Source organism: Citrobacter sp. C348 (genome assembly GCF_047467975.1).
GTDB lineage: Bacteria > Pseudomonadota > Gammaproteobacteria > Enterobacterales > Enterobacteriaceae > Citrobacter > Citrobacter gillenii.
This window is the reverse complement of sequence record NZ_JASJUJ010000004.1, coordinates 125,401-148,128: the sequence shown is the minus strand read 5'-3', so window position 1 is coordinate 148,128 and position 22,728 is coordinate 125,401. Positions and strand designations below refer to the sequence as shown.

27 protein-coding genes are annotated in these 22,728 nt (G+C 56.2%); 4 read left to right on the top strand and 23 right to left on the bottom strand.

Annotation, left to right across the window (positions count from 1 at the left end):
• Positions 1–14: 14 nt before the first annotated feature.
• The gene (locus QNN86_RS09745; RefSeq protein ID WP_181618361.1) at positions 15–329 is read left to right on the top strand and encodes a putative quinol monooxygenase; all 315 of its coding nucleotides are present in this window, start codon (positions 15–17) and stop codon (positions 327–329) included.
• Positions 330–362: 33 nt separating this feature from the next.
• Positions 363–1,529: an iron-containing alcohol dehydrogenase gene (locus QNN86_RS09740; protein WP_181618362.1), complete on the top strand. Its 1,167-nt coding sequence runs from the start codon at positions 363–365 to the stop codon at positions 1,527–1,529.
• Positions 1,530–1,680: 151 nt separating this feature from the next.
• Here the strand turns inward: QNN86_RS09740 and nikR are convergent, their stop codons facing one another.
• Together nikR and QNN86_RS09730 are read right to left on the bottom strand one after the other, a co-directional pair.
• Entirely contained in the window at positions 1,681–2,082 is a 402-nt protein-coding gene (gene nikR, locus QNN86_RS09735; RefSeq protein WP_096759193.1) for a nickel-responsive transcriptional regulator NikR, read from the bottom strand.
• Between the two features lie 82 nt (positions 2,083–2,164).
• The gene (locus QNN86_RS09730; protein ID WP_117342497.1) at positions 2,165–3,025 is read right to left on the bottom strand and encodes a LysR family transcriptional regulator; all 861 of its coding nucleotides are present in this window, start codon (positions 3,023–3,025) and stop codon (positions 2,165–2,167) included.
• A 99-nt stretch (positions 3,026–3,124) separates the two neighbouring features.
• Between QNN86_RS09730 and QNN86_RS09725 the strand changes: the two genes are divergently transcribed.
• The gene (locus QNN86_RS09725; protein WP_135911256.1) at positions 3,125–3,631 is read left to right on the top strand and encodes a phenolic acid decarboxylase; all 507 of its coding nucleotides are present in this window, start codon (positions 3,125–3,127) and stop codon (positions 3,629–3,631) included.
• Here QNN86_RS09725 and acpT read toward each other — a convergent pair.
• The 20 genes from acpT to QNN86_RS09625 all read right to left on the bottom strand — a co-directional run bounded on the left by acpT (position 3,623) and on the right by QNN86_RS09625 (position 20,813).
• Positions 3,623–4,213: a 4'-phosphopantetheinyl transferase AcpT gene (gene acpT, locus QNN86_RS09720; protein WP_096759196.1), complete on the bottom strand. Its 591-nt coding sequence runs from the start codon at positions 4,211–4,213 to the stop codon at positions 3,623–3,625. The two genes, QNN86_RS09725 and acpT, sit on opposite strands and share 9 nt — an antisense overlap.
• Position 4,214: 1 nt before the next feature.
• Positions 4,215–5,444 carry a beta-ketoacyl-ACP synthase gene (locus QNN86_RS09715; protein WP_414211011.1) on the bottom strand — a complete coding sequence of 410 codons (1,230 nt, stop codon included), beginning with the start codon at positions 5,442–5,444 and terminating at the stop codon, positions 4,215–4,217.
• A complete protein-coding gene (locus QNN86_RS09710; protein WP_181618367.1) occupies positions 5,441–6,172 on the bottom strand; it encodes a 3-ketoacyl-ACP reductase FabG2 in 732 nt (243 codons plus the stop codon). Before QNN86_RS09710 ends, QNN86_RS09715 begins: the two co-directional genes overlap by 4 nt.
• Entirely contained in the window at positions 6,169–6,645 is a 477-nt protein-coding gene (locus tag QNN86_RS09705; protein ID WP_414211009.1) for a 3-hydroxy-fatty acyl-ACP dehydratase, read from the bottom strand. Before QNN86_RS09705 ends, QNN86_RS09710 begins: the two co-directional genes overlap by 4 nt.
• A complete protein-coding gene (locus tag QNN86_RS09700; protein ID WP_414211008.1) occupies positions 6,642–7,811 on the bottom strand; it encodes a beta-ketoacyl-[acyl-carrier-protein] synthase family protein in 1,170 nt (389 codons plus the stop codon). The genes QNN86_RS09705 and QNN86_RS09700 overlap by 4 nt, the downstream gene beginning before the upstream one ends.
• A gap of 1 nt (position 7,812) precedes the next feature.
• On the bottom strand, positions 7,813–8,487 hold the full coding sequence (locus QNN86_RS09695; RefSeq protein ID WP_414211007.1) for a DUF3261 domain-containing protein: 675 nt from the start codon (positions 8,485–8,487) through the stop codon (positions 7,813–7,815).
• A complete protein-coding gene (locus QNN86_RS09690; protein ID WP_414211006.1) occupies positions 8,480–10,801 on the bottom strand; it encodes an MMPL family transporter in 2,322 nt (773 codons plus the stop codon). The genes QNN86_RS09695 and QNN86_RS09690 overlap by 8 nt, the downstream gene beginning before the upstream one ends.
• The gene (locus QNN86_RS09685; RefSeq protein ID WP_182270782.1) at positions 10,770–11,375 is read right to left on the bottom strand and encodes a LolA-related protein; all 606 of its coding nucleotides are present in this window, start codon (positions 11,373–11,375) and stop codon (positions 10,770–10,772) included. The genes QNN86_RS09690 and QNN86_RS09685 overlap by 32 nt, the downstream gene beginning before the upstream one ends.
• Complete coding sequence (locus QNN86_RS09680) at positions 11,372–11,794, bottom strand: acyl-CoA thioesterase (protein ID WP_414211005.1); 423 nt, start codon at positions 11,792–11,794, stop codon at positions 11,372–11,374. Before QNN86_RS09680 ends, QNN86_RS09685 begins: the two co-directional genes overlap by 4 nt.
• A gap of 2 nt (positions 11,795–11,796) precedes the next feature.
• Entirely contained in the window at positions 11,797–13,488 is a 1,692-nt protein-coding gene (locus QNN86_RS09675; protein WP_414211004.1) for a glycosyltransferase family 2 protein, read from the bottom strand.
• Positions 13,479–13,832, bottom strand: a complete 354-nt coding sequence (locus QNN86_RS09670; protein WP_181618374.1) for a hydroxymyristoyl-ACP dehydratase — start codon at positions 13,830–13,832, stop codon at positions 13,479–13,481. Before QNN86_RS09670 ends, QNN86_RS09675 begins: the two co-directional genes overlap by 10 nt.
• The gene (locus QNN86_RS09665; RefSeq protein ID WP_414211003.1) at positions 13,819–15,180 is read right to left on the bottom strand and encodes an AMP-binding protein; all 1,362 of its coding nucleotides are present in this window, start codon (positions 15,178–15,180) and stop codon (positions 13,819–13,821) included. The genes QNN86_RS09670 and QNN86_RS09665 overlap by 14 nt, the downstream gene beginning before the upstream one ends.
• The gene (locus QNN86_RS09660; protein WP_181618376.1) at positions 15,177–15,758 is read right to left on the bottom strand and encodes a hypothetical protein; all 582 of its coding nucleotides are present in this window, start codon (positions 15,756–15,758) and stop codon (positions 15,177–15,179) included. The genes QNN86_RS09665 and QNN86_RS09660 overlap by 4 nt, the downstream gene beginning before the upstream one ends.
• 6 nt (positions 15,759–15,764) lie before the next feature.
• The gene (locus QNN86_RS09655) at positions 15,765–16,016 is read right to left on the bottom strand and encodes an acyl carrier protein (RefSeq protein ID WP_096759208.1); all 252 of its coding nucleotides are present in this window, start codon (positions 16,014–16,016) and stop codon (positions 15,765–15,767) included.
• Between the two features lie 12 nt (positions 16,017–16,028).
• Entirely contained in the window at positions 16,029–16,286 is a 258-nt protein-coding gene (locus QNN86_RS09650) for a phosphopantetheine-binding protein (protein WP_096759209.1), read from the bottom strand.
• Entirely contained in the window at positions 16,267–17,037 is a 771-nt protein-coding gene (locus QNN86_RS09645; RefSeq protein ID WP_414211089.1) for a lysophospholipid acyltransferase family protein, read from the bottom strand. The genes QNN86_RS09650 and QNN86_RS09645 overlap by 20 nt, the downstream gene beginning before the upstream one ends.
• Positions 17,038–17,078: 41 nt before the next feature.
• A complete protein-coding gene (locus QNN86_RS09640; RefSeq protein ID WP_414211002.1) occupies positions 17,079–17,801 on the bottom strand; it encodes a beta-ketoacyl synthase chain length factor in 723 nt (240 codons plus the stop codon).
• A 40-nt stretch (positions 17,802–17,841) separates the two neighbouring features.
• On the bottom strand, positions 17,842–18,903 hold the full coding sequence (locus QNN86_RS09635; RefSeq protein WP_181618378.1) for a class I SAM-dependent methyltransferase: 1,062 nt from the start codon (positions 18,901–18,903) through the stop codon (positions 17,842–17,844).
• A gap of 68 nt (positions 18,904–18,971) precedes the next feature.
• A complete protein-coding gene (locus tag QNN86_RS09630) occupies positions 18,972–19,349 on the bottom strand; it encodes a hypothetical protein (RefSeq protein ID WP_137398837.1) in 378 nt (125 codons plus the stop codon).
• A gap of 414 nt (positions 19,350–19,763) precedes the next feature.
• Complete coding sequence (locus tag QNN86_RS09625; protein ID WP_115257262.1) at positions 19,764–20,813, bottom strand: AI-2E family transporter; 1,050 nt, start codon at positions 20,811–20,813, stop codon at positions 19,764–19,766.
• Positions 20,814–20,945: 132 nt separating this feature from the next.
• Here QNN86_RS09625 and QNN86_RS09620 point away from each other — a divergent pair, with 132 nt between their 5' ends.
• Positions 20,946–22,163 carry an MFS transporter gene (locus QNN86_RS09620; RefSeq protein ID WP_096759215.1) on the top strand — a complete coding sequence of 406 codons (1,218 nt, stop codon included), beginning with the start codon at positions 20,946–20,948 and terminating at the stop codon, positions 22,161–22,163.
• Positions 22,164–22,166: 3 nt separating this feature from the next.
• Here the strand turns inward: QNN86_RS09620 and QNN86_RS09615 are convergent, their stop codons facing one another.
• A complete protein-coding gene (locus QNN86_RS09615) occupies positions 22,167–22,724 on the bottom strand; it encodes a DcrB family lipoprotein (protein ID WP_414211001.1) in 558 nt (185 codons plus the stop codon).
• Between the last annotated feature and the right edge of the window lie 4 nt (positions 22,725–22,728).

Here is a 22,728-nt window from a genome sequence, read left to right as displayed (position 1 = left end):
CTGGGAGCCATACTATGGAGAACACACAACTTTTTGTGATTGCACATTATTTTTCTCGTCAGGGAAGGGGAGACAAGGTTAACGACGCACTCAGACAGCTTGCGGAGGCCTCGCGTCTGGAGCCTGAAAATATAGCGTATGAGTATTTCCGCTCTCCGGAAGACGACGATCGCTTTGTCATTGTTGAAACTTATCGTTGCCCTGAGGGCCTCGAACTTCATCGACAAACGGAGCATTTTCAACGAATAGGGGTGGGGATTATCAGCCCGTTACTTGAGCGTAAAGAGGTGAAAAGCTTTCACATTAATGCCGACGCACCGTGTAGTTAAAGGTCGGCCATTTTTACTGCCAGGAAAACATCAATGAACACTGTCATGAAGGATTTTACGTTTTCGACCGTGCCGGAAATTATCGTTGAGTGGGCGGGTGCGGCGCGTATTGGAGAGATTATTCAGCAGCGATTTAACGCGTGTCGGGTCTTAGTTGTGACCGATCCAGGACTGATAAAGGCTGAGATACTGCTACCGACACTGCGTAGCTTACATGACGCAGGGTTTCAGGTAACGGTCTATGATCGGGTCCAGCCAGATCCACATGAGCGTCTTGTCCGGGAGGCCTTACAGGTCGCACGCGATGGTCATTGTGAGTTAGTCATTGGCTTAGGCGGCGGCTCCTCGCTGGATGTCGCGAAGCTAGTCGCTGTGCTCGTCAACGCGGAACAAGACCTGCAGGAGCTTTATGGTATTGGCAAGATCACCGGGCAGCGTCTACCGCTAGTTAACATTCCTACCACGGCAGGAACGGGGTCTGAAGTTACCAATATCTCGATTTTAACGACCAATGACGACAGCAAAATGGGTATCGTCGCCCCGCAACTGTATGGTGATTTGGTGTTACTGGATGCGCAACTGACATTAGGGTTACCGTCGTTGCACACCGCAGCTGCCGGAATAGATGCGATGGTGCATGCTATTGAAGCCTACACCGGAAAGCATAGGAAGAATCCTATCTCTGATGCGCTGGCCCGCGAAGCGTTACGGTTAATCAGCCGTCATCTGGTGACTGCCTGCCGTGATGGATGCAACCGTGAAGCGAGGGAAAATATTCTGCTGGGGGCGATGTTGGCAGGTCAGGCTTTTGCCAACTCTCCGGTGGCGGCAGTGCATGCGTTGGCTTACCCCTTAGGCGCCCGACACCATATCCCGCATGGCTTGTCGAATGCGCTGATGTTGGTTCCGGTACTGCAGTTTAATGCACCAGCGGCTGCGCCACGCTATGCTGAGCTAGCTGCGGTTATTGGTGCAGAGGTGTCAGGGGACGTGGAGAAAGATGCCGGGGCATTTATTGCCGCGATGGTATGCATTATTGCTGAAACTGGCGCACCGAACAGGTTGCGCGATGTCGATATACCTACTGAAAAGCTGGCAATATTAGCTCAGGATGCCATGCAGCAGACTCGCCTTCTGGATAACAATCCCGTTCCGCTTACGGAAAACGATGCATTACGGCTATACCAACAAGCGTTTTAAATGGAGCACACGTCTGAAGCTAGTCCGGCGAGCGGATTGCCGGACATTGTTTTGGCCGATGACGTCGCGACAACGCTGGTTGTTCCCGGTCTGTCGCTGACGCTGCTGGTAATCGACAGCGCGTTCTTCGTAGCCGGCAACGTAACAGACGTCACTCTTCTTTCGGCAGGCACTGCAAATGGCCGTGGCGCACGCCACGTTGGGAGATAACGTCATCGGCAAAATGCTGAACGTCACCCATGTCCCCTTTTAGCACGGCGATTTCCAGGCAGTCGTCATGGTTGATGTGGACGTGCAGCGTGGCGACCGACAAATCGTGGTGGTGATGCTGGGTCGAGACAATACGGCTGGCTAAGTCACGCTTCTCATGTTCATACACATACGAGAGTACCGCGAAGCCCTGAGTGCCGTGTTCTTGCGTGCTTTCTTGGGATAGCGCGCCGCGCAAAATGTCGCGGATGGCTTCGGAACGGTTGTTATAACCCCGGCGCTGGCTCAGGCTGTCCAGCGTTTCCAGTAAATCGTCATCGAGAGTAATGGTGACTCGTTGCATCTAAAGTTAACCTTTTATGTGGCGTACAGGGCATGCGGAAATAGCGTATTTTGTAACACACGTGCGGCATCTGGGGAAAAGGTTAATGCGCTCGCAATAAACGCAGCAGGGTGCTTACCTGCTCATCCAGCGGCGCGAGCGTCTCTTTGACGATCAGATGCAGCGGTGTGGCACGGCGAGCGCCGTGACTTAACGGCAGCGGACGTAATAGCCCCTGATCAAGCTGCGCTTGAATGCGCTCCTCGGGCAACCAGCCGTAACCGACCTGATACAGTACCGCATCAATAGCGGCATCAATGGTAGAGAAGGTCCAGGCATCGCGAACCGCTTGCTGTGGGTTGTCGCGATCGGCAATACGTATCAGCGGCCAGGCGCGTAAAGCGTCTTCATCCAGCGGTGTATCCTGCGTGCAGAGCGGGTGATCGCGGTGGGCAACGGCCACGAAATCAATATTCATCAACCATTCACCGCGTCCGGTGACATCCTGACGCCGGGTCAGAACCATCACGTCCGCATCGGCATGTGCCGCCAGCCGATCGTCAGCATTCTCCAGCACTTCAGTCAGACGCACCTGCGTCTGCGGCCACGCCTGCTGGAACTGCTTGAGGATCGCGAACAGGCGTTTGCGTGGGAAGATGCTATCTACCATCAAATCCAGTCGTGTTCGCGTGCCATTGCGTAAAGTCGCCGCCCGGGTTTCCACCCATGAAAAAGCCTTCAATAGCGGTTTGACCTGATTGAGCAGTACCTCGCCTGCCGGAGTTAATACCGCTCTGCGGCCTTCCGGCGTCAGTAGCGTCACGCCGAGCCGCTCCTGTAACAGTGCAAGATTGTAGCTCACCGAAGACTGACTACGGTTGGTCTCTTCCGCTGCTTTAGTAAAGCTACCCAGCTCCACCACTTTTTCCAGCAGGGCCCACTGCTCCAGGGTTGTCTTATGCATAACTCATCTAAAAATTGAATGAATATGATGTAAACATAGCGTTATTCATCCAATTTTTGAAGCGTTAAGATCGCCCCATCAACTGAGAGGAGAACGCATATGAGCGCTTTTGATAAACATGATTTGAGCGGGTTTGTCGGCAAACATCTGGTCTATACCTACGATAATGGCTGGAATTACGAGATCTACGTGAAAAATGACACCACGCTGGATTACCGTATTCACAGCGGTATTGTGGCTAACCGTTGGGTGAAAGATCAGCGGGCGTACATTGTGCGAGTTGGGGAGAGCGTTTATAAAATTTCATGGACCGAACCGACCGGAACCGACGTCAGCTTGATCGTAAATCTGGGTGACAAACTTTTCCACGGCACCATCTTCTTTCCACGCTGGGTGATCAACAATCCGGAGAAAACGGTCTGCTTCCAGAATGACCATATTCCGCTGATGATGTCGTATCGTGATGCGGGCCCGGCGTATCCAACCGAGGTGATTGATGAGTTCGCGACCATTACCTTCGTGCGTGACTGCGGGGCGAATAATGACAGCGTTATTGCCTGTGCCGCCAGCGAATTGCCGGATAACTTCCCGGAAAATTTACGCTAAGGTATCCAGTCTCTGCACGGTATCGGCAGTCAATGTAAACGGCGTTGGCGTACACACGGCCAGGCTCAGGGTATCGAGCTGGCACTGACTGACAGAGAGTGAGGACGTCAGGGTGGTGCTGTCGACGCTGACAATTTGCCAGGCGCTGCCGCCACGTTGCTTAACGATGGCCTCTTTGCGCGTCCAGATGCGCCAGAACGCCGCCAGCTGGTGGTCCGGGCGTTCAGCTTCGACTTCGGCATGTTCCCCAAGGCTGAATACTGTATTTGCCAGCGTCCGCCAGTTATCACGGGGGCGCACGACTTCAATATCGCAGCCGACTTCCCCTTCATCACTGAGCAGCAGGGCGATGTCATCCCCGCTGTGGCTGAGATTAAACCACAGCGGCGTGTCGCCTGAGAATGCCGGTTTTCCCTGCTCACCATAGACAATGTCAGGCAGTGGCGACAAGGCATGGGAAAGCAGCACGCGGCCAGCCAGCCAGCGCGTGCGGCGCGCACCTTGCGGCGCCTGTTCATACAACGCGCGAGGCAGGGCGCCAGCGCTTAAAACAGAAACTTTCCCAACAACGATCCGGTACATATCAGGGCCAACGTTTGATGATAATAGAAGTATTTATGCCGCCAAACGCAAAGTTATTGCTCTGCAGGAACTCACAATCAATCTTGCGGGCTTCACCCATAATGTAATCCAGCGCGCCACAGTTGGCATCAGGCTGGCTTAAATTTAGCGTAGGCGCAAACCAGCCTTCGCGCATCATTTGCAAACTCATCCAGGCTTCCAGCGCGCCACAGGCGCCAAGGGTATGGCCAAAATAACTTTTAAGCGAGGACAGCGGCACATTATCACCGTAAATGGCGGCGGTTGCCTGACTTTCTGCAATATCACCTCGATCGGTCGCCGTGCCGTGGGCTGAAATATAACCGATATCCCGCGCGCGTAAGCCCGCCATTTTCAGCGACTGCTCCATGCAAATCTGCATCGTCTCGCGCTGCGGCTGGGTGATATGCGCCGCATCGCAGTTGGTAGCAAAACCGACAATCTCACCGTAAATTGTCGCGCCGCGCGCTTTGGCGTGCTCAAGCTCTTCCAGAATCAACGTGCCTGCGCCTTCGCCAATTACCAACCCGTCGCGATGTTCATCGAACGGCGAGGGCGTGGTTTTTGGTTCATCGTTGCGCTGGCTGGTGGCGAACAGGGTATCAAACACCGCCGCTTCCGACGGACACAACTCTTCCGCGCCGCCGGCGACCATCACCGTTTGGTAGCCGTGACGAATGGCTTCCCATGCGTAGCCAATCGCCTGGCTGCCGGAGGTGCAGGCGCTGGAGGTGGGGATTACGCGTCCACGTAAACCGAAAAACAGCCCGGTGTTGACGGCGGTAGTGTGCGGCATCATCTGCACGTAGGTGGTGCCGGTAATATTGTTGGTGTGCTTCTCGGTCAGCATGGTGGCGAATTCGCTCACCGGACCGGTGCTGCCGGTTGACGAGCCGTACGCGATCCCGGTTTCGCCGTTGGTCAATACCGCATCGCCAATCAGCCCGGCCTGCTCCAGCGCCAGTTCTGTTGCGCGGGTGGACATTAGCGACACGCGACCCATGGCGCGAATACGCTTGCGGGTGTAGTGTTCCGGCAGGGTAAAGTCGTCGACAGGCGCGCCAAGCAGCGTATGCAGCCCGTCATAAACCTGCCACTCCGGCATTTTGCGCACCGCGTTTTCATACGCCAGTAGCCTGGCGGAGACATCCTGCCAGTTTTCCCCAAAGGCGGTGACGCCGCCCATGCCTGTAATCACGACGCGACGTGTCATAACATCCCTCCATTGATAGAAATCACCTGACGGGTGACGTAACCCGCGATATCCGACATTAAATAGCTGGCAAGCCCAGCCACTTCATCTGCCTGGCCCATCCGTTTCATCGGGATCATCGACATGGCTTCTTTCAGCGCGGCCTCTTCCATTTCGATCATCCCGGTATCAATCAGCCCCGGCGCGATACAGTTGACGGTGATTTTGCGTTTCGCCAGCTCAATCGCCAGCGCTTTTGTCGCACCAATAATCCCCGCCTTGGCGGCGCTGTAGTTGACCTGGCCGCGATTGCCCATCACCCCGGAGACCGAAGACAGAGTGATGATGCGTCCACCCTGGCGAGCGCTAATCATCGGCATCATGCACGGCTGGATGACGTTATAGAAGCTGTCGAGGTTAGTATGGATCACCGCATCCCAGTCGTTATCGCTGAGCGCCGGGAAAGCCGCATCGCGGGTAATACCGGCATTGCTGACAATGCCGTACCAGGCACCGTGCGCGTCATTATCTTGCTCCAGTACTTCACGGCACTGCTCGCGGTTGGCGACGTCAAAGGCCAGCAGACGCCCCGTGCCGCCAGCAGCGAGGATTGCATCCAACGTCTCCTGGGCACCTTGTGCATCGCGATGATAGTGAACGCCGATCACAAAGCCGTCCGCCGCCAGCTGGCGGGCGATGGCGCGACCAATGCCCTTGCTGGCGCCGGTAACCAAAACTGAACGACTCATGCGGACGCTCCTTGTTGAAATAGGGTGTTAAGTTCTTCCGCTGTCGGCTGGAAGGTGTTGACGCGACCGCTTGCCAGCATCTCTTCACCGGCCTGAATGGCGCATTCAAAGCTGCCAAAACGTGCATCTTGCATCAGTAGCGTGACGCTAATATCCAGCGTCAGGCCGCCGGGCAATATTCCCGCCGCACAGACTAATTCACGTGCCCCGAGCACCATGCCCAGCGAGATACTGGCCTGACCCGCCTGATGACGGTGCCAGCCGGACCAGATGCCAACGGTTTGCGCCATTAGTTCAAGGGCGAACCAACCGGGTAGATTGCCCTCGCCATCGAGAAACGGAGCCAGTACGCCGTCGGGCGATACCGTGACGCGGCAGGTCGCGGAGTCGTCTGTCACGCTGACCACTTCTTCAAGCAGTAGCATCGGCGCGTCGTGCGGCAGATAGTCGCCGGGTGCAAAATAGCGGCTCATGACATTCTCCCTAGCAGGATACTGGCGTTATTGCCGCCAAAGGCAAAGGAGTTTGACAGGATAACTGGCTGCGCCAGCGGCTGTGGCTGTTCGATGATCCCGCAGGCAGGCAGCGTTTCATCGCGCGGTGACTGGCTGAAATCCTGCGGCGGCAGCGCCAGGTCGCGCTGCAAAATCAGCATACTGATGGCAGCTTCGGTGATCCCCGCAGCACCCAGCGTGTGTCCGGTCAGATGTTTAGTCGAACTGCACGGGACGCTTTCGCCAAATAGTGTGTTCACTACGTTAGCCTCAATTTTGTCGTTCAGCGGCGTGGCGGTGCCGTGCAGATTGATGTAGCCCACCTGCTCTGGCGTCATCCCCGCGTCGCTCAGCGCCTGTGTAATGGCGCGGATCGCCCCTTCGCCCTGCGGATGTGGGGCTGAAATATGGTACGCGTCGCTGGATTCGCCAACGCCCAGTAGCGCAATCGGCTGCGGTTCGCGGGTCAGCAGCATCAGCGCTGCGCCTTCGCCGATGGTAATGCCGCAGCGGTCACGGCCGAACGGCTGGCATAACGTTGGTGAGAGTGATTCCAGGCTGTGGAAGCCGTTGATGGGCATCCGGCTGAGCGTGTCCGCCCCGCCGACAATCGCCACGTCCGCCAGCCCGGATTCAATCAGGCGGCGTCCGCTCATGATCGCGCGGGCGCTGGATGAGCAGGCGGTTGACAGCGTAAATGCCGGGCCGTCCAATGCCAGCCAGTGGCTGAGAAAGCGCGACGGGTCGCCCAGCTCCTGCTGCGGGTACTGCCAGGCGCTGCTCGCTTTGCCGTTGAGCGTGAGATCAACATGCACGTCGCCTTCGTCCAGCCCGGAGGTGCTGGTGCCGAGCACCACGGCAACGCGGTCGCGACCAAACTGCGCAATGGCGTCATCTACCTGCGGCTGGATTTGCGCCAGTGCCGCCAGCAGCAGCTGATTATTGCGCGAGCGGTGAGCGCTAAATTCATCGGGGATCGTCGGCAGTTCACCGTCAACGCCGGCTAACACCGCATGCGTATGGCCCTGAAGCCAGCCGGTGCGCGGGCGCATACCGGGGGCCACGCCGCGCGTCAGGTTGGCGGCAATCTCGTCGAGGTTGTTGCCCAGCGCGTTAATCATGCTAACCGCAGAAATGTAGATCATCTCAGTCACCCAGATATTGAATGGTGATGTGGTATTTAAACACGTGCTGTTCGATGCTAATTGGCTCGCGCTTGCCTTTGCGGTTCAGGTAGGTGATGTCGGTGACCAGCTTGCCGCGGGCGTTGCGCAGCTCGCGCTTGTCGCCGATATCGGTGAGCGTCCAGCCCTTCGGCAGCTGTGGCTGCCAGGCGCTAATCGGCCAGTGGCTGAGCATGACGTCGGCCAGCACCTGGCTGGCTGGCGGCAACTGCGGCACGACGATCGACTGTTCGGCATGCAGCCCTTTTTCATCGTAAGTGACGAGGAACAGGCGGATACCGACTGAAGAGAGTCCTGCCAGGGTGAGTTTTTTATCATCGGCATTAAGCATCACCAGCAGTGACTGGGTTTTGCCGTTAAAACTGCCGGTGAGCAATTGTTGTGAATTGACCGTCGGAGAGATCCCCGGCGCAGGCAACGTGACGCGTGCGCCCGGCTCCAGCCACGCCTGTGGACGACCATTTTGTTCGGGCTGCGAGTGGCTGCAACCGGCCAGCAGCAGCGTGGCGACGAGCAGGCCCCGCCGGATGGCGCTGCGCTTATCCGGCCTACAATTGATGTGCTGACGTAGGCCGGATAAGGCAACGCCGCCATCCGGCAAAAGCCCACTCAACCAACGAAATATCAGTTTACTCATCGTCTTTTTTTCTCTTTTTCACTGGCATCGCCAGCGGTGACAGCAGGAAGGCGGTGAAAATGCCGCTCACCAGCACAATACCAAAGCTGCTGATAGCTTGGGTGGCGCTAAAGACCAGCATCCCCAGCGTTAGCAGGGTGGTTAGCATCGCCAGCGTAATCGCTAAAAATGAGGTTAACGGTGTGCCGCGCGGATTGCTGAAAAACAGCGTGTAGTTAATGCCGATGCCGAGTACCAGCACCAGCGCCAGCAGCGAGAACAGATTGACCGCATGGCCGCTTAGCGAAAGCACCGCCAGACCACAGCCCAGCGATAACACTGAAGGAACGAGGCTTGTCAGCCCTTTGCGCCAGCCAAGCCGCACCACTGCGCCGCAGCCAATCACTGCCAGCGCAACCAATAGCAGGCCGGTCAGAATATGGCGATACAGCGCGAACAGTTCGTCAAAGCTGCTTTTCCGATCCACCCATGCGACGCCGGTGTATTGGGTACTGAGGGTGTTTAATGCAGCGCTGTTTTTCACCCCTTCAACCGGTACCAGCACGCCGCTTTCGCCATCGGCCAGCGTTATCCACAGCAGCCGCCAGCCTTCGCTGGCCGGGCTGGCAAGCCAGGCATCAACCGTTACCGGCATAGCGTTAAGTTCGGCATTTACCGTCGTCATTCCAGCGTTTTGTAACGCTTTAGCCACCGCAGGCGCGGCATCTTTCAGCAAGGTTAAATCCTGCTGCTGTCGGGTGAGTGAATTCAGCGCAATAGTGCGATAGCCGCCAAGCCATCCCTCTTTTTTCGCCTGCTCCAGCGCGGGGGTAAACAGTTCCAGCCGCTCCAGCGTTTGCTGTGCAGACTTGCCGTACACCACAAACCACTTCTGATCGACGTTCTGACCGGTCAGCGCGGTAATCGCTTTTTCCTGGGCAAGAATCTGCTGCGGCAGCGCCTGGAGCTGGGAGATGTCATCATCAACGCGCAGTGTGGCAAGACCCGCCAGCGAGAACAGGGCCAGCGCCACCGGCAAGCCGACGGAAAGCTTTTTATTGCGTCGCCATGCGGCAAGCCAGCGTAGCATCAGTACCATCGCCGGAACCGGGCGTACCGGCAGGCCACGGCACAGCCACGGGTGCCAGAAAATCACCGTCAGGCAGGAAGCGCTCAGGCCCACCGCCGCGAATACCGCCATCTGACGAATGCCGGGGAAGGGCGCGAGCATCATAATCAGATACGCCGCCACGGTGGTAAGCAGCGCCAGCAGCAGGGCATTGCGCACTTTGCTGAGGCTTTGCCACGGTGAGGTTTCTGCGCCGTGCACCATCCGCTCGGTCAGATAGTAGAGCGTGTAGTCGGCGGAGATCCCGATGATGCTCATGCTCATCACCAGCGTCATCAGGTGCAGTTCGCCAAAAATCAGCAGCGTGACGACGGTGCCCGCCAGCGCGCCAATACCAATCGAAATCAGACACAGCAGCAGCGGGCGCAGGGAACGGAACACCGCCACAATCAGCAAAATCACCCCAAGCAGGGTGGCGACACCGAGGGTCGAAACATCCCGCTTTGCCTGCTGGCTGGCGTAATCGCTGTAGAACATGGTCCCGCGAGACAACAGCTGCGCCTGCGGATATTGCGCCTTGAGTTCACCTTCCAGCGTATTCAGCGTGGTGACCAGCTGGTGCGTCTGCTGCATATCAAACGACGAACCGGCCAGCTCGCCATGCAGCAGGTACCAGTAGTTGCCCTGTTCATCCTGGGCCACCAGCCAGCCGTCCATCAGCCGCAGGCGCTGGCCGTTTTTGGCCATTGCCAACTGCGAGCCGCGCATCAGCATCAGCGGGTCGTTTTGCAGCTCTTTGCCGCTGACACCGGAAAAAGCAGAGTAGAGCTGGGAAAGTATCCACTGCGCCTGCGCTTCGCCGCCGTTTTGCAGGCGGGCGCGGGTGTCGCTATCGATCAGACCGTTGCGGTGCTGCCAGAAGAAGGCGCCCCAGGCCTGCTGGCTGTTGGCGTCCATCGGGCCTTTGACCTCAGCCAGCGCCTGCGATTTTTGTAATAGCGACAGCCAACTGCGGGCAACAGCCGGGTCGGCTTTTTTCCCGGGGCTTACCAGCCAGACCAGTTGCCGGTCAAGGCGCTGCATAAAGCCGTCGTTCAGGCTCGGCGGGATCGCCCCCAGCGTCTGCTTGGGCAGCATTGCCAGCACGCTGCTGTTGAGCCGCGCCTGTGGCAGCAGGCTCAGCAACACGCCCAACAAGATCAGGCAGGCGATTCCCCACAGCAGCGCGGGACGTTTACTGGGCGGCAAAGCGTTGGCGTTCATCATCAGTCAGCTGTGCGGGCGTCAGTTGGTGTTGGGAAAGCGTGATGTCGGTGCGATCGCCCTGCTTATCGTTCAGTTGAATGCTCTCCAGATAAGTTTTTCCGGCTAAATCAATGGTCGCGAAAATCTTATCCAACGGCGTGGTGATCGGCGTCAGGCGCAGCGTCCAGCGGCCTTCACCCTTGTCGGTAAACGCCACGCGGAAGTTCTGTTCCAGCACGTTACGATCCGCCTGGAACAGCGCGCGCAGCAGATGGTTGAACTGGAACATCTGCGGGTTGTTCTCGGCGGTGAGGGTTTGCGGCGGCTGGCCGTTGATCACCTGTACCATCCGTTTGTCATCGAGCAGCAGCTGCATCGGGAACGGGGACGTTTGGTCCCACAGCAATCCCTGGTCACGTGCGATCAACATGTTACCCTGCGATCGTAGCGGCTGCGGCAGATCCTTAATGGTGCGGGTTTGATCGAAGTGAGCGCGGACCACCGGCTGTTCGGTAAAGCGCTGTTGTAGGGAGTCGAGCGTCAGGGCGCTGACGAAAGGGCTGATAAGCAGCGCCAGCAGCGGTAAAAATCTCATGGCGTGACCCCCATACGTTCGAACAGGATAGCCGGGCTGACGAAGCACAGTTCGCGGCTGTTCTCTTCTACCGCCACCTGGATGGTATAGCCGGTAGTCGCGCGTTTGCCGGTTTCGGCATCGAAAATTTCGTAGCCGATGCGCAGGCGGTTTTCGAACTCCTCAATACGCGCACGCACGCGAATGCGCTGCTCAAAGGTCAGAGGGTTGCGGTACTTGACGCGGGTATCGACCACCGGCCACAGATAGCCCGATTCTTTCATTTGCCGATAGCCATAATCGAACTGGTTAAGCAGCGCCTCGCGGGCAATTTCGAAATAGCGGAAATAGTTGCCGTGCCACGCCACGCCCATCATATCGACGTCGTGGAACGGAATGGTCAGCTCGACTTCAGCCGTAAAGCGGGGATCGTTAAGCACCCTTACTCCTTGTCTTTGGTATCCGGCAGCTGCCAGAAATCGAAAAAGTTAAACCAGTCGAGCGGCGACTGTAGCGCGTAGTGCTCCAGACGTTCGGCGTAGCGATCGATGGCTTGCTGTAACGCGTTTTGCCGGTCGGCGCGCGGCAACAGCAACGGATCGGCGAACGGTTCGCAGTGAATACGCAGTTTGCCCTGCTGGCGCAGGGCAAAAATCAGAACCACCGGGCAGCGCAAAACCGAGGCGAGAATAAACGGCCCTTGTGGGAAGGGGGCGGGTTGCCCCATAAACGAGCTCCAGCAGACGCGCCATTCGCCGCCGCGTTGTGGATTAACGGCAATGCGATCGCCGACGATGGCGATCCACTCGCCGCGATCCAGCTTCTCTTTAAGCAGGATGGCAGTATCCGGACCGATGTCGGTTACCGGCAGCAGATTCAGCCCGGCCTGCGGGACCATTTCCTGCATGACCTGTTTAAAGCGCTGGGCGTTGTCGCTGAACACCAGCGCATTGATGGTTTTGCTGCCCTGCAGCTGGGCCAGCGCGCGACAGGCTTCGACATCGCCGAGATGCGAGGCCAGCAGCAGCTTGCCGCGCGGTGAATCGACGTTGAGCGTCTCTTCTGCGCCTGGGGCAAAGACCACATCGCGGCCTAATCGCAGCTCGCCGCGCCAGCTGGCAATTTTATCCAGCATTGCATCGCCAAAACGCAGGAAGTGCTGATAGCTGGTGAGTGATGGCGGCAGCGGCATCTGGCGTGCGGTTAGCTGTTCGCGCACGCGGCTAATCCAGCGTTGCGAGGCCTGGCGGGCGGTGGAGGCCGTGAGCCAGTAAACGCCAACCACTGGGTAGAGCAGCAGGGAGAATGCTTTGCGCCCGAGTAACCGCCACACAAGTAGCATCAGACGCATCCCCCATAAACCCTTCACTTCCTGCTGGCGTGCCCAGTGTGGCGATGCGCGGCGAAAAAGCAGCGACGGGATGCGCGGCAACATGCCAAAAAACAGGCGTGTGTGCATCCGTGAAATGCGCAGGTTGTCTTTCAGGGCATCGAAATGCGATAGCCCGTCCAGCGGATAGGTGACGCGGGTAGGGACAAAATAGCTGGTGTTGCCCTGCCAGTAGAGGCGCACCATCACTTCGGTATCAAAGTCCATTCGCTGGCCGAGGGTCACGCGCTGCGCCAGGTACAGCGTCGGCGCAAGCGGGTAAACCCGAAAGCCGCACATGCTGTCTTTGAGCTGGAGCGAGAGCGTTTCAATCCACACCCAGATGTGAGTGACCCAGCGTCCGTACAGGCGCGAGCGGGGAATTGAGTCATCGTAAATGGGTTGGCCGGAGATGAGGGATGTCGGGTGAAGCTCCGCCAGTGCAAGCAGCTTCGGGATATCTTCAATGGCATGCTGCCCGTCGGCGTCTACCTGCACCGCGTGGCTGAACCCGGCCGCTGCCGCTGCCTGCATACCGCTAAGCACCGCCGCGCCTTTGCCTGCGTTTTCAGGCAGACGAATTAAGGTCAGTTGGGGATGAGCTACCGCCAGGCGAGCCAGTTCATCCCGCGTGGTGGTGTCGCTGCCGTCATCCACCACAATGCAGGGCAGGCCAAATGGCTGCAAACGTGCCAGCACGCTGGCCATCATTGCGCCATGGTTGTAGCAGGGGATCAGCACGCAGGGAGAAAACGTTAACGGCATAACCGGATCTTCCCGCTGCTGGAGGTATGGCGCGCTTCGCCGTCGTGGCGCTGGTAGCTGAAGGTCAGTATCTGGCGCTCTTCTTGCCAGTTCAGGGCTAGCGTGACGGTGTTTTCCGGCAGCAGCGGGGCCTGAAATTTCACGTTCTGAATGCTGTGAAAGCGCCAGCCGGGGGCGAGCAGCGTGGTGGCGTAATGCATCACCCAGTCGATCTGTGCCACGCCGGGCAGCAGTGGCTGCACGGTAAAATGTCCGCAGAACCAGAATAGAGAAGGGTCGAGATGCAAAATAATCTCCACCTGCTGAGGTTGTGCCTGATGGCGCTCAATTTCATGGGGTTTCATGGAATAACTCCTGTAATTGCGCATAGACACGCTTGTTCATACTGTTCACCGGGATTTCGTCAATCACCCGCCAGTAGCGGGGAACAGCAACCGGCTCCAGCCATGGGCGCAGCGCGCGCCGCCAGCTCAGCTCTTGTGGTTTCCCTCCACGCTGATACCAGCGTTGACGCGTTTCATTATCCAGAACCAGCAGGACGCCAACGCCCTGGCGTCCGCCGCGTGAGACAGGCATAGCTGCAACGTCGCAGATGCCGTCCAGTGCCAGCAGACGGCGCTCTACTTCGCTTAGCGAAATACGCTTCTCTTCAATTTTGACCACCCGGCCCCGCCGTCCCATCAGGCGGAACTGACCGTTTTCTGCAAAATGCAGAATATCGTCAAGCAACAGGCCATCATCAGCAGCAATCAGCGGGGAAAATACGCGAAACGCGTCATTTTCTGACTGGAATATGACGTCGGGGAAGGGCTGCCATGCCACATCATCCTGCTGGCGATAACGCCAGGCGAGGATGCCGGTTTCAGTACTGCCGTAGATCTCATCAGGCCAGACGTTTAGCCAGTCTGCAGTCTGCGTGACGTCCTGCCAGGGCAGCATACCGCCCGCTGACAGAACCATCCGCACCGGTGGTGCGGCAAGCTGGTGGTCGAGGCGTTTCAGAAACGCCGGGCTGCTGATAAACACATACTGATGCTCATGGCCCAACGCCGCCAGTTGTTCGGCGTACCAGAGCATTGCCGCGTGTAGCGGCAGGCCCAGAGACATCGGCAGGAAGATACGAAATGTCAGGCCGTACAGATGCTGTGGCAACACTGATGCCACCACCCGACAACCTGTTAAACGGTCGGCAAAGCGCGCGGCGAGCAACGCCGCTTCGTTATCGAGACGCCCGATCGGTTTAACGACCCGCTTCGGCTGGCCGGTAGAGCCGGAGGTGAAGAGTTCCACAAAGGCGTCGCTGCGGATGGGGGGGAACGTCACGTCGTCTGTGGCGGCCGTCATGGCAGACTGGACAACCTGTAGCGGACCCTGCCAGTTCAGCGGTTTATCGCTCAATACGCCGTCAAACAGCGCATGCTGCTCGTTCAATAATGAAACGCGACAATGGCCCGGGATCACCGGCGTTTTGCCAGCATGGAGCGTTGCCAGCAGTGCCACGATAAACAGATAGCTGTCCTCAAAGCACAGTGCCCAGCGTTCACCCTCCTGCTGCTGCAGGTACGTTATCAACAGGGCAACATCGTGGCGTAGATGGCCGAGTGTCCAGGTCGCGTCTTCTAACCACGCAACGGGTACGTCGGATGGACGTGGAGCGCTGAGCCACTCAGAGAGTGGAAGGGGCTGCTTCATGGGTTATCTCGTTTTATCACCTGGCGGCGCACCAGCCACTCTCCTGCCATCAGCGTTCCCATCAGCAGGTAGGAGAGCATGCCGTTCCACACCGTCCACAGGGACATGTCGCCATACAGCGCGGTACCGAGCGCAATGCTGCCATTAAGGATGAAAAAGGCACACCAGATTTGCGTAACACGGCGCGTGTAGCGCACGCCTGCTGCGGGTAGATTGGGGTCGCGCAGCCGTGCCAGGCGTTCGACAACCGGCATGGCAGACCAGAGTGAGCCACCAAAAACTGCCAGCATGACCCCGTTGACCACCACCGGATAAAACAGCAGTAACTGGTGCGTTTTGAGCAGATAGCTGGCAACGCAAAGCGTGATGCCCGCTACCGCCACTACCTGCGTCACGACACGCAACGGTCCCGCCTGTCGCCGGGTCTGGCGAAAGCGTACAAACAGCAGTAATGCCATCAGCGGTAGCAGCCAGTGCAGGCCGTTATGTGCCAGGCCAAACCAGATTAAAAATGGCCAGGCCAACAGCAGTAAGCCTGTCAGCAGTTGTACGACTGGCAGCGAACGCGCGCCCGACACGATGCGTTATGCTTCTTTGAGCAGGCGTTCTACCGCATCGACGACATCCTGCACAGTCCGCACCGCTTTAAATTCCTCCGGCTTGATTTTCTTGCCGGTTTTCTTTTGCAGATGCACGATCATGTCAACAGCGTCAATGCTGTCCAGTTCCAGATCGTCGTACAGGCGCGCCTCGGGCTTAATGTCCTGTGGGTCGACTTCAAACAGCTTAACCAGCAGCGCGGAGACTTCTTCGTAAATGGCTTTTTGTTCAGTCATAACGGACTTTCCTCAGGCACGTTGCGCGTGAATGAAAGATGCCAGCGTGGCGACGGAGAAGAAGTGCTGGCGCATCTCTTCGCTCTCAGCCGAGAGAACCACGCCATACTCATTTTTCACCGCCAGACCTAACTCCAGGGCGTCGATGGAGTCCAGCCCTAAGCCATCGCCAAACAGTGCTGCGTCGGTTTCAATATCGTCAGCAGTAAGTTCGTCGAGATTCAATGTCGTTATAATGAGATTTTTGATTTCAAGATAAAGCGCTTGCATCATTAATTCCTGAAAGAGGTAACGTACCTGGTTGTAATTGAAGCAAAAGATGCCGGTTCAACTGCCTTGCGGCCAGCGCCGGTTCTTGTGAATTTGCATCGTAAAATTGGTCGATTTTTACCCGTGCGCGGACGGAAATGGTAAACACGGGTTTAGCCGGTGGAATGTCATACCATTTGCTTTGCTTATCAAGCATTTGCTCGCTGCAGCTAATCGTGACTATGCGTAAGTCGCTGTGGCAGCGCACGGCGATATTTGCCGCACCACGCTGGAGCGTCATTTCCTCACCGGGACGCGTGCGTGTCCCCTCGGGGAAAATCAATATTGTGTTGCCTTGTTCCAGCCGCTGCTGGCAGGCGGGCAACAGTGCATCCGCCTGGCTGTTAATCAGATAATCCGCCGCCCGGACTACGCCGCCGAGGAACGGATTCTTCAGGAGCGCGCTTTTCACCAGACAGTCTGTTTCTGCCATGACCGAAGCCAGTAGCACATAGTCGATGAGCGTCGGATGGTTGGCGACGACCAGACATCCTCGTTCCTTGAGTAAAACGTCACGCCCTTCAATGTGGTAATCCAGCACGCCAAGCCCCTTCGTCACCGTTAAAAAGAGACGAAAACTGGCGGCTATGCTGCGTCTGGCAATGCGCCGACGTCTGGAATTATTCCATACTGTGATTAACAATACGTTAAACCAGATAGTGGAAAGAAGCAGTCCGCCGATGCCAAACAGGGCGAAGCATAAACCGGTCATCACCAGTCGCCATGCCCGGTTAAGGGTCTGGAACACCGCGCTCACCCCTGACTCCATTGCCACTGTACGCGTTCACCCGTCAGCGTAAACGCCGGGGTATCTCGCAGATAATGTTGTAAAAACAGCAGGCTTTGCGGCAACGTGGACTCGCCGTGGTCGCGGTATGGGCGGGTTTCACACCGCCACTGACTACCTGGTTCAATAACCAACGCGACGGCAAATGGCCAGGTCGGCATGTCAGCAGGCAGCTGCGGGTGATAAAACTCAGGCAGGAAACCATCGAAATCGACCATTAACACCCGCTGATATCCGGCCTGTAGCAGGCCCATCACTTCGCATAACCCTTGCTGGAACGTGTCTTTGCCTGCTGAGAGCGAGGAGGAGACGATCGGTTTTTTCGCGGCGATGGTCAGGTTACCGACGGCGGAGTTATGCACGGACAGGGCGAAATCGGTCGGAGAGATCGGCTGCTCTGTCGCCAATGCGTGCAGGATGCGGTAGTTACGTTCCAGTTCACCGTGACGACTGGTATAGAGGACGGCATCGATCGCATGACGACGGAGCATTGCCAGCCCGCACTCGACGGCCAGCTTGCTACCCGAACTGAGGCGGCGGGCGGTCATCATCGGTAATTCACTGAGTTTTCCCTGTGGCGCGGCTGGATCGATGGTGTGCGAAAGCCGTGACCATTCACGCCACTGTGCCGCTTCGCTTAATCCTGGGGCTTTTGCCTGCCAGTCGGTAATGTTTAATGCAAATTTCATCAACGCGCGTCCGCGATAAATCGGTTATTCCAGTTGTTTGTTATTTTTTCTTCTGGCATATCAGTAAAGTATGCCCAATGCCCAGGTTATCGTGGCGTTCATCTACCTGAAAACCTGCCTGGTTCAGATAGTGATAAAACTTCTCTACGCTGTAGAAACGACTGTTGCCGTTCGCCATACAGGTAAAATAAAGCGAAGACGCATTCAGGCTAAATGAGGCCGCTTCAAATTTCTGCGCATCCCAGAACAGTTCCATAATGCAGAGTTTGGCTCCGGGTTTCATTACGCCGGCAATCTTGCTCAGCATGGCGATAATTTGCTCCGGGGAAAAACAGTCCAGGAATTGACTCATCCACCAGATATCAGCCTCTGTGGGTAAAGGCGAGTCACTAAGCATATCCACAGCATGGAACTTTATGCGATGAGATAATCCTGCATTTTCGATATTTTCACGGGCCAGCGCAATTTGTTGTGGTAAATCTAATAACGTGACGGCGATATTGTCATCATGCTGACAACAACGTAATGCCCATTTTCCGGTATTTCCGCCGACATCGTACAGGGTTGCAGGGGCATTGGCGAATACATACGGTAATGCCGCGTCAAATGCCCCATCTGAATAGTAATGATCAAAAGCAAACCAACTTTCACGCGCCGCCAGCGGTAATTGCGACAGGGCGGGATAAATGGTTGGCCAGTCGCCAAATATTTTTAATCCGGCGGGTTTACCTTCTTTCAGCGCATTTTCCAGATAGAACAGGCCCTGATAGCAAACATCCTGAGTGAAATCCATGTTCACTCTGGTCATCGTGTCATGTAAAAGAAAATGACCGATTTTGGCGAGGTAATAATATCCCTCTTTGTGGGTAATAATGCGCCCACTTAATCCCATATCCAGTAATATGCTGGCGGCATATTCGTTAATGGTGCTGTTTTCGGTAATTTCGTCGAGCGTAGCGCCGCGTTTACCTTGCTTATCCAGCCAGGTCAGTACTCCCGCATTTCGCAGGCACAACGCGGTTTGAAAAAGCATAGGGGCAAATGCGATACGTTGTGCTTCAGTAATAGCATCCAGTGCGCTGAGCGAGTCCTGTTCGTACATGTGGGAACAACCTGTTGAGTGGCAGATAGTGAGGTTATCGGGCCTTATCGGCCCGACTTTAGGCATAATTACAGATTGGCACCGGCTGCCAGGTTGACCTGAATGTCTTTGTCCAGATTGCGCACCCAACGGTTATAGTTTTTATGAATTTTTCCGCCTGAAGCCTGCAGGTTAAGACTGCTGTCATATTTGATGTCGTAGCTGGTCGCGGTGTAGGTGATACGGACTTCGGCCACGTGATCGCGTGTCTGTTGACGAGCTTTGATCACCCCAGGGTTAACTTCCGTCATGATCCACTGGCGTTGAATGCCGGCTTTCAGAATGGCATTTTTAACCTGGTCCTGAGTGTGCCCCGCGCTAACGCTTGAGTGAACTTGATCGATCGGCGCAGTACGCGCGCAGCCTGCCAGCGCGCCGACAACCGCAATAGCGGCAAACCACTTAATATACTGTTTCATTAAAACTCCCTATCACGGTATTTTTATACGATTGAAATAATAAGTGATGAAATTATTTTCGCCTTTCATCATCTGTATCTTTATTTAAGCTAAATTAGAGTTGTATTCCACATGACAGATAACCCGGTGCTGGCGGCATGATGTCTTAATATTTTATGATTTTCTTCAGTAGAAAATTTTGCAGCAACATGATTGGCGCGAAGTATACGTTATCAAGCTAAACGCATCAATTTAAATGGTTTTTAAATATAGGGGTTAGTGCCGAAGATGTGTTTTTGGAAGATTTTTTATTTTAGTTATTATGGTTTTACTTTGTATATTGGTTTTTTATTTAAGTTAAGATGGTAATATCTGCGTTATTACCATCTTATTCTTAATAGATAAACTACCTTGTCTGGTAGTTTATCCCGGTAATCGACTTTTCGGTCTACCGGGGCCAAGCAAAATTGCCAGCTTGCTGCCACCCCTGGTAGTTTCCATCCAGATTTTACACACGCTGGTAAGCGGCACGGAAAGTAACATGCCGACCGGGCCGAGCAGCCATCCCCATACCAGTAAGGACAGGAAGACAACAAGCGTCGACAGGCCTAAACGATGGCCCATCATACGCGGCTCGAGGATATTGCCAATCACCATATGCACGACCAGAAACAGGGCACCGACCAGCACGCATTCGTAAATCCCGTTGAACAGCAGCGCCTGCAGCATGGGAGGGACGGCGGAAATCACCGAGCCAATATTGGGTACATAGTTAAGCAGGAATGCCAGCACGCCCCACATCAGCGCAAACTGAATCCCCATCAGCGCCAATCCCAGCCAGACGATAGCCCCTGTCCATAAGCTGAGCAATGTTTTTAGCGCCAGATAGTGAGAAACGCCCTTCAATGCACGGTGCAGACCCGCAATATGGATCTGCGGATTATTCAGCGCAAAGCGCAGCTTGTAAGGAACATGGCGCACCTCAAACAGCATAAACACCACCGTCATTACCAGCAGGAAGACGCTGGCCATTGCGCCTGAAAGCCCGGTCATCAGCGTGGTCGTGAAGGTCATTAGCTTGTCGGAATCAATACGTTGCAGTAGACGTTCTGGTGACATGTGCAGATTAAGAAAAGGCACCATCTCCTGCACATAGAGGACCTTGCGCGTCAGCTCTTTGTTGTACTTTGGCAGCATGTCCATGAATTCCGTGATTGAAGATGCGAGAACGCCGACCAGCGCGGTGAGCACGAACAGCATCACTACCACCACCAGCGTAATGGCAATCGGGCGACGCAGCCCCCGGCGAATAAACCAGGTCACCAGCGGGTTGAGTACAATGGCAAAAAAGAGGGCCAGCAGCAGCTGCACAATAATGTCGGCAGCCGCATGAATACCTGCGAGGATCACCACCAGGGCGGCCAGTTTGAGCAAAATATGCAAACCTGTTTTATCAGGCTGAGCGCTTGTCATGTGTTCTTCCTTTTTACGTTTTGCTCTAAGTGTAGCGGCTGGCTTACGACCTATATTCCTAAACTGTCTGCTGATTTCTGCCCGGCAACATGGTAGAAATGAAACACTGTTGTAAAAATGTGGTGACCCTTCATGCCCGAACCCGTCGCTGAACCGGCGCTTAACGGATTTCGTCTTAATCTGCGCATTGTCTCGGTGGTGATGTTTAACTTCGCCAGCTACCTGACTATTGGCTTGCCGCTCGCGGTGCTACCCGGCTATGTTCATGATGTTATGGGGTTTAGCGCCTTCTGGGCTGGGCTTGTGATCAGCCTGCAATATTTCGCCACCTTGTTGAGCCGCCCGCATGCGGGGCGATACGCCGATCTGCTGGGGCCGAAAAAGATTGTCGTGTTCGGGCTGTGCGGCTGTTTTTTAAGTGGCCTGGGCTATTTGCTGGCGGGAACAACCAGCGGCTGGCCGATGGTGAGCTTACTGTTGCTGTGCCTCGGGCGCGTGATTCTGGGGATTGGGCAAAGTTTTGCCGGTACCGGTTCAACGCTGTGGGGCGTGGGTGTGGTGGGCTCAATACACATTGGGCGGGTGATTTCATGGAACGGTATCGTCACCTACGGAGCGATGGCGATAGGCGCGCCGCTGGGCGTGCTGTGTTACGCCTGGGGTGGTTTGCAGGGACTGGCGCTGACCATCATGGCGGTGGCTCTGTTAGCAATACTGTTGGCGCTGCCACGTCCGGCGGTGAAGGCCAGCAAGGGCAAGCCGATGCCGTTTCGCGCGGTGCTCGGGCGCGTCTGGTTGTACGGTATGGCGCTGGCGTTGGCTTCCGCTGGTTTTGGGGTGATCGCCACCTTTATCACGCTGTTTTATGACGCCAAAGGCTGGGACGGCGCGGCATTCGCGTTGACGCTGTTTAGCTGTACGTTTGTCGGGACCCGCCTGTTATTCCCAAACGGCATTAACCGCTTAGGCGGGTTAAATGTGGCGATGATCTGTTTTAGCGTGGAAATAGTTGGGCTGCTGCTGGTAGGGATGGCGGATCTGCCGTGGATGGCGAAAGTAGGCGTTCTGTTGGCAGGTGCGGGGTTCTCGCTGGTGTTCCCGGCGCTGGGCGTGGTGGCGGTAAAAGCGGTGCCGCAGCAGAATCAGGGCGCTGCGCTGGCGACCTACACGGTATTTATGGATCTCTCGCTGGGGATAACCGGGCCGCTGGCGGGGCTGGTGATGACGTGGGCGGGCGTGCCGGTTATTTATCTGGCGGCAGCCGGGCTGGTGGCGGTGGCGTTATTGCTGACCTGGCGGTTAAAAAAACGGCCCCCGGAGGACTCTGCGGAGGCCGTGTCATCGTCTTAACCGTTACTGGATAACCAGCGTGTTAATGATGTTTTCAGCGGTGGTCTGTGCTTTCTGCTGATCGTCAGCAGGCAGCGTGATCTGCAGGGTCAGCAACTGGTTGTCCACTTTGCCCAGCACCACAGAAGAGTAAGCGGTCTGGCCTTTGGCGGAGATGATGCTGTCTAACTGCTGCAGGGTATGGCCCTTCAGCTCAATCGACTTGTTGGTGACGACCTGCAGCTGCGGGTCACGGCTACGCTGCTGATCTTCCAGGCGTTTGGCCAGCACGGTCAGGCCTTCACTGGTGTCATCACCGACAATCACAATCACTGCTTTCTGGCCGGTTGCGTCAGAATACACGTGCATATTGTTGGCCTGAGTACCCAGCTTGCCGCTCTGATCGGTCATATCTGCTGGCAGGGAAAAACTGAGCTTGCCGTCCAGCAGGCTGACCGGTTGTCCGGCGGCGTTACTTTGTGCGGCAGCACCCTCGGCTGGCGCTTTGGTATCGCTATTATCACAGGCCGCAAGCCCCATAACCAGCAGGCCAATACCGACATATTTAACCAGATTGCGCATTGAC

What these genes read in the sequence shown, in the direction of transcription:
- QNN86_RS09685 (WP_182270782.1), bottom strand. Translation starts at nt 11,375, where the DNA reads ATGAGATTTTTACCGCTGCTGGCGCTGCTTATCAGCCCTTTCGTCAGC.
- QNN86_RS09690 (WP_414211006.1), bottom strand. Translation starts at nt 10,801, where the DNA reads ATGATGAACGCCAACGCTTTGCCGCCCAGTAAACGTCCCGCGCTGCTG.
- QNN86_RS09650 (WP_096759209.1), bottom strand. Translation starts at nt 16,286, where the DNA reads ATGCAAGCGCTTTATCTTGAAATCAAAAATCTCATTATAACGACATTG.
- QNN86_RS09715 (WP_414211011.1), bottom strand. Translation starts at nt 5,444, where the DNA reads ATGACACGTCGCGTCGTGATTACAGGCATGGGCGGCGTCACCGCCTTT.
- QNN86_RS09675 (WP_414211004.1), bottom strand. Translation starts at nt 13,488, where the DNA reads ATGCCGTTAACGTTTTCTCCCTGCGTGCTGATCCCCTGCTACAACCAT.
- nikR (WP_096759193.1), bottom strand. Translation starts at nt 2,082, where the DNA reads ATGCAACGAGTCACCATTACTCTCGATGACGATTTACTGGAAACGCTG.
- QNN86_RS09705 (WP_414211009.1), bottom strand. Translation starts at nt 6,645, where the DNA reads ATGAGCCGCTATTTTGCACCCGGCGACTATCTGCCGCACGACGCGCCG.
- QNN86_RS09655 (WP_096759208.1), bottom strand. Translation starts at nt 16,016, where the DNA reads ATGACTGAACAAAAAGCCATTTACGAAGAAGTCTCCGCGCTGCTGGTT.
- acpT (WP_096759196.1), bottom strand. Translation starts at nt 4,213, where the DNA reads ATGTACCGGATCGTTGTTGGGAAAGTTTCTGTTTTAAGCGCTGGCGCC.
- QNN86_RS09645 (WP_414211089.1), bottom strand. Translation starts at nt 17,037, where the DNA reads ATGACCGGTTTATGCTTCGCCCTGTTTGGCATCGGCGGACTGCTTCTT.
- QNN86_RS09635 (WP_181618378.1), bottom strand. Translation starts at nt 18,903, where the DNA reads ATGTACGAACAGGACTCGCTCAGCGCACTGGATGCTATTACTGAAGCA.
- QNN86_RS09745 (WP_181618361.1), top strand. Translation starts at nt 15, where the DNA reads ATGGAGAACACACAACTTTTTGTGATTGCACATTATTTTTCTCGTCAG.
- QNN86_RS09620 (WP_096759215.1), top strand. Translation starts at nt 20,946, where the DNA reads ATGCCCGAACCCGTCGCTGAACCGGCGCTTAACGGATTTCGTCTTAAT.
- QNN86_RS09700 (WP_414211008.1), bottom strand. Translation starts at nt 7,811, where the DNA reads ATGATCTACATTTCTGCGGTTAGCATGATTAACGCGCTGGGCAACAAC.
- QNN86_RS09710 (WP_181618367.1), bottom strand. Translation starts at nt 6,172, where the DNA reads ATGAGTCGTTCAGTTTTGGTTACCGGCGCCAGCAAGGGCATTGGTCGC.
- QNN86_RS09640 (WP_414211002.1), bottom strand. Translation starts at nt 17,801, where the DNA reads ATGAAATTTGCATTAAACATTACCGACTGGCAGGCAAAAGCCCCAGGA.
- QNN86_RS09625 (WP_115257262.1), bottom strand. Translation starts at nt 20,813, where the DNA reads ATGACAAGCGCTCAGCCTGATAAAACAGGTTTGCATATTTTGCTCAAA.
- QNN86_RS09615 (WP_414211001.1), bottom strand. Translation starts at nt 22,724, where the DNA reads ATGCGCAATCTGGTTAAATATGTCGGTATTGGCCTGCTGGTTATGGGG.
- QNN86_RS09665 (WP_414211003.1), bottom strand. Translation starts at nt 15,180, where the DNA reads ATGAAGCAGCCCCTTCCACTCTCTGAGTGGCTCAGCGCTCCACGTCCA.
- QNN86_RS09730 (WP_117342497.1), bottom strand. Translation starts at nt 3,025, where the DNA reads ATGCATAAGACAACCCTGGAGCAGTGGGCCCTGCTGGAAAAAGTGGTG.
- QNN86_RS09670 (WP_181618374.1), bottom strand. Translation starts at nt 13,832, where the DNA reads ATGAAACCCCATGAAATTGAGCGCCATCAGGCACAACCTCAGCAGGTG.
- QNN86_RS09740 (WP_181618362.1), top strand. Translation starts at nt 363, where the DNA reads ATGAACACTGTCATGAAGGATTTTACGTTTTCGACCGTGCCGGAAATT.
- QNN86_RS09725 (WP_135911256.1), top strand. Translation starts at nt 3,125, where the DNA reads ATGAGCGCTTTTGATAAACATGATTTGAGCGGGTTTGTCGGCAAACAT.
- QNN86_RS09695 (WP_414211007.1), bottom strand. Translation starts at nt 8,487, where the DNA reads ATGAGTAAACTGATATTTCGTTGGTTGAGTGGGCTTTTGCCGGATGGC.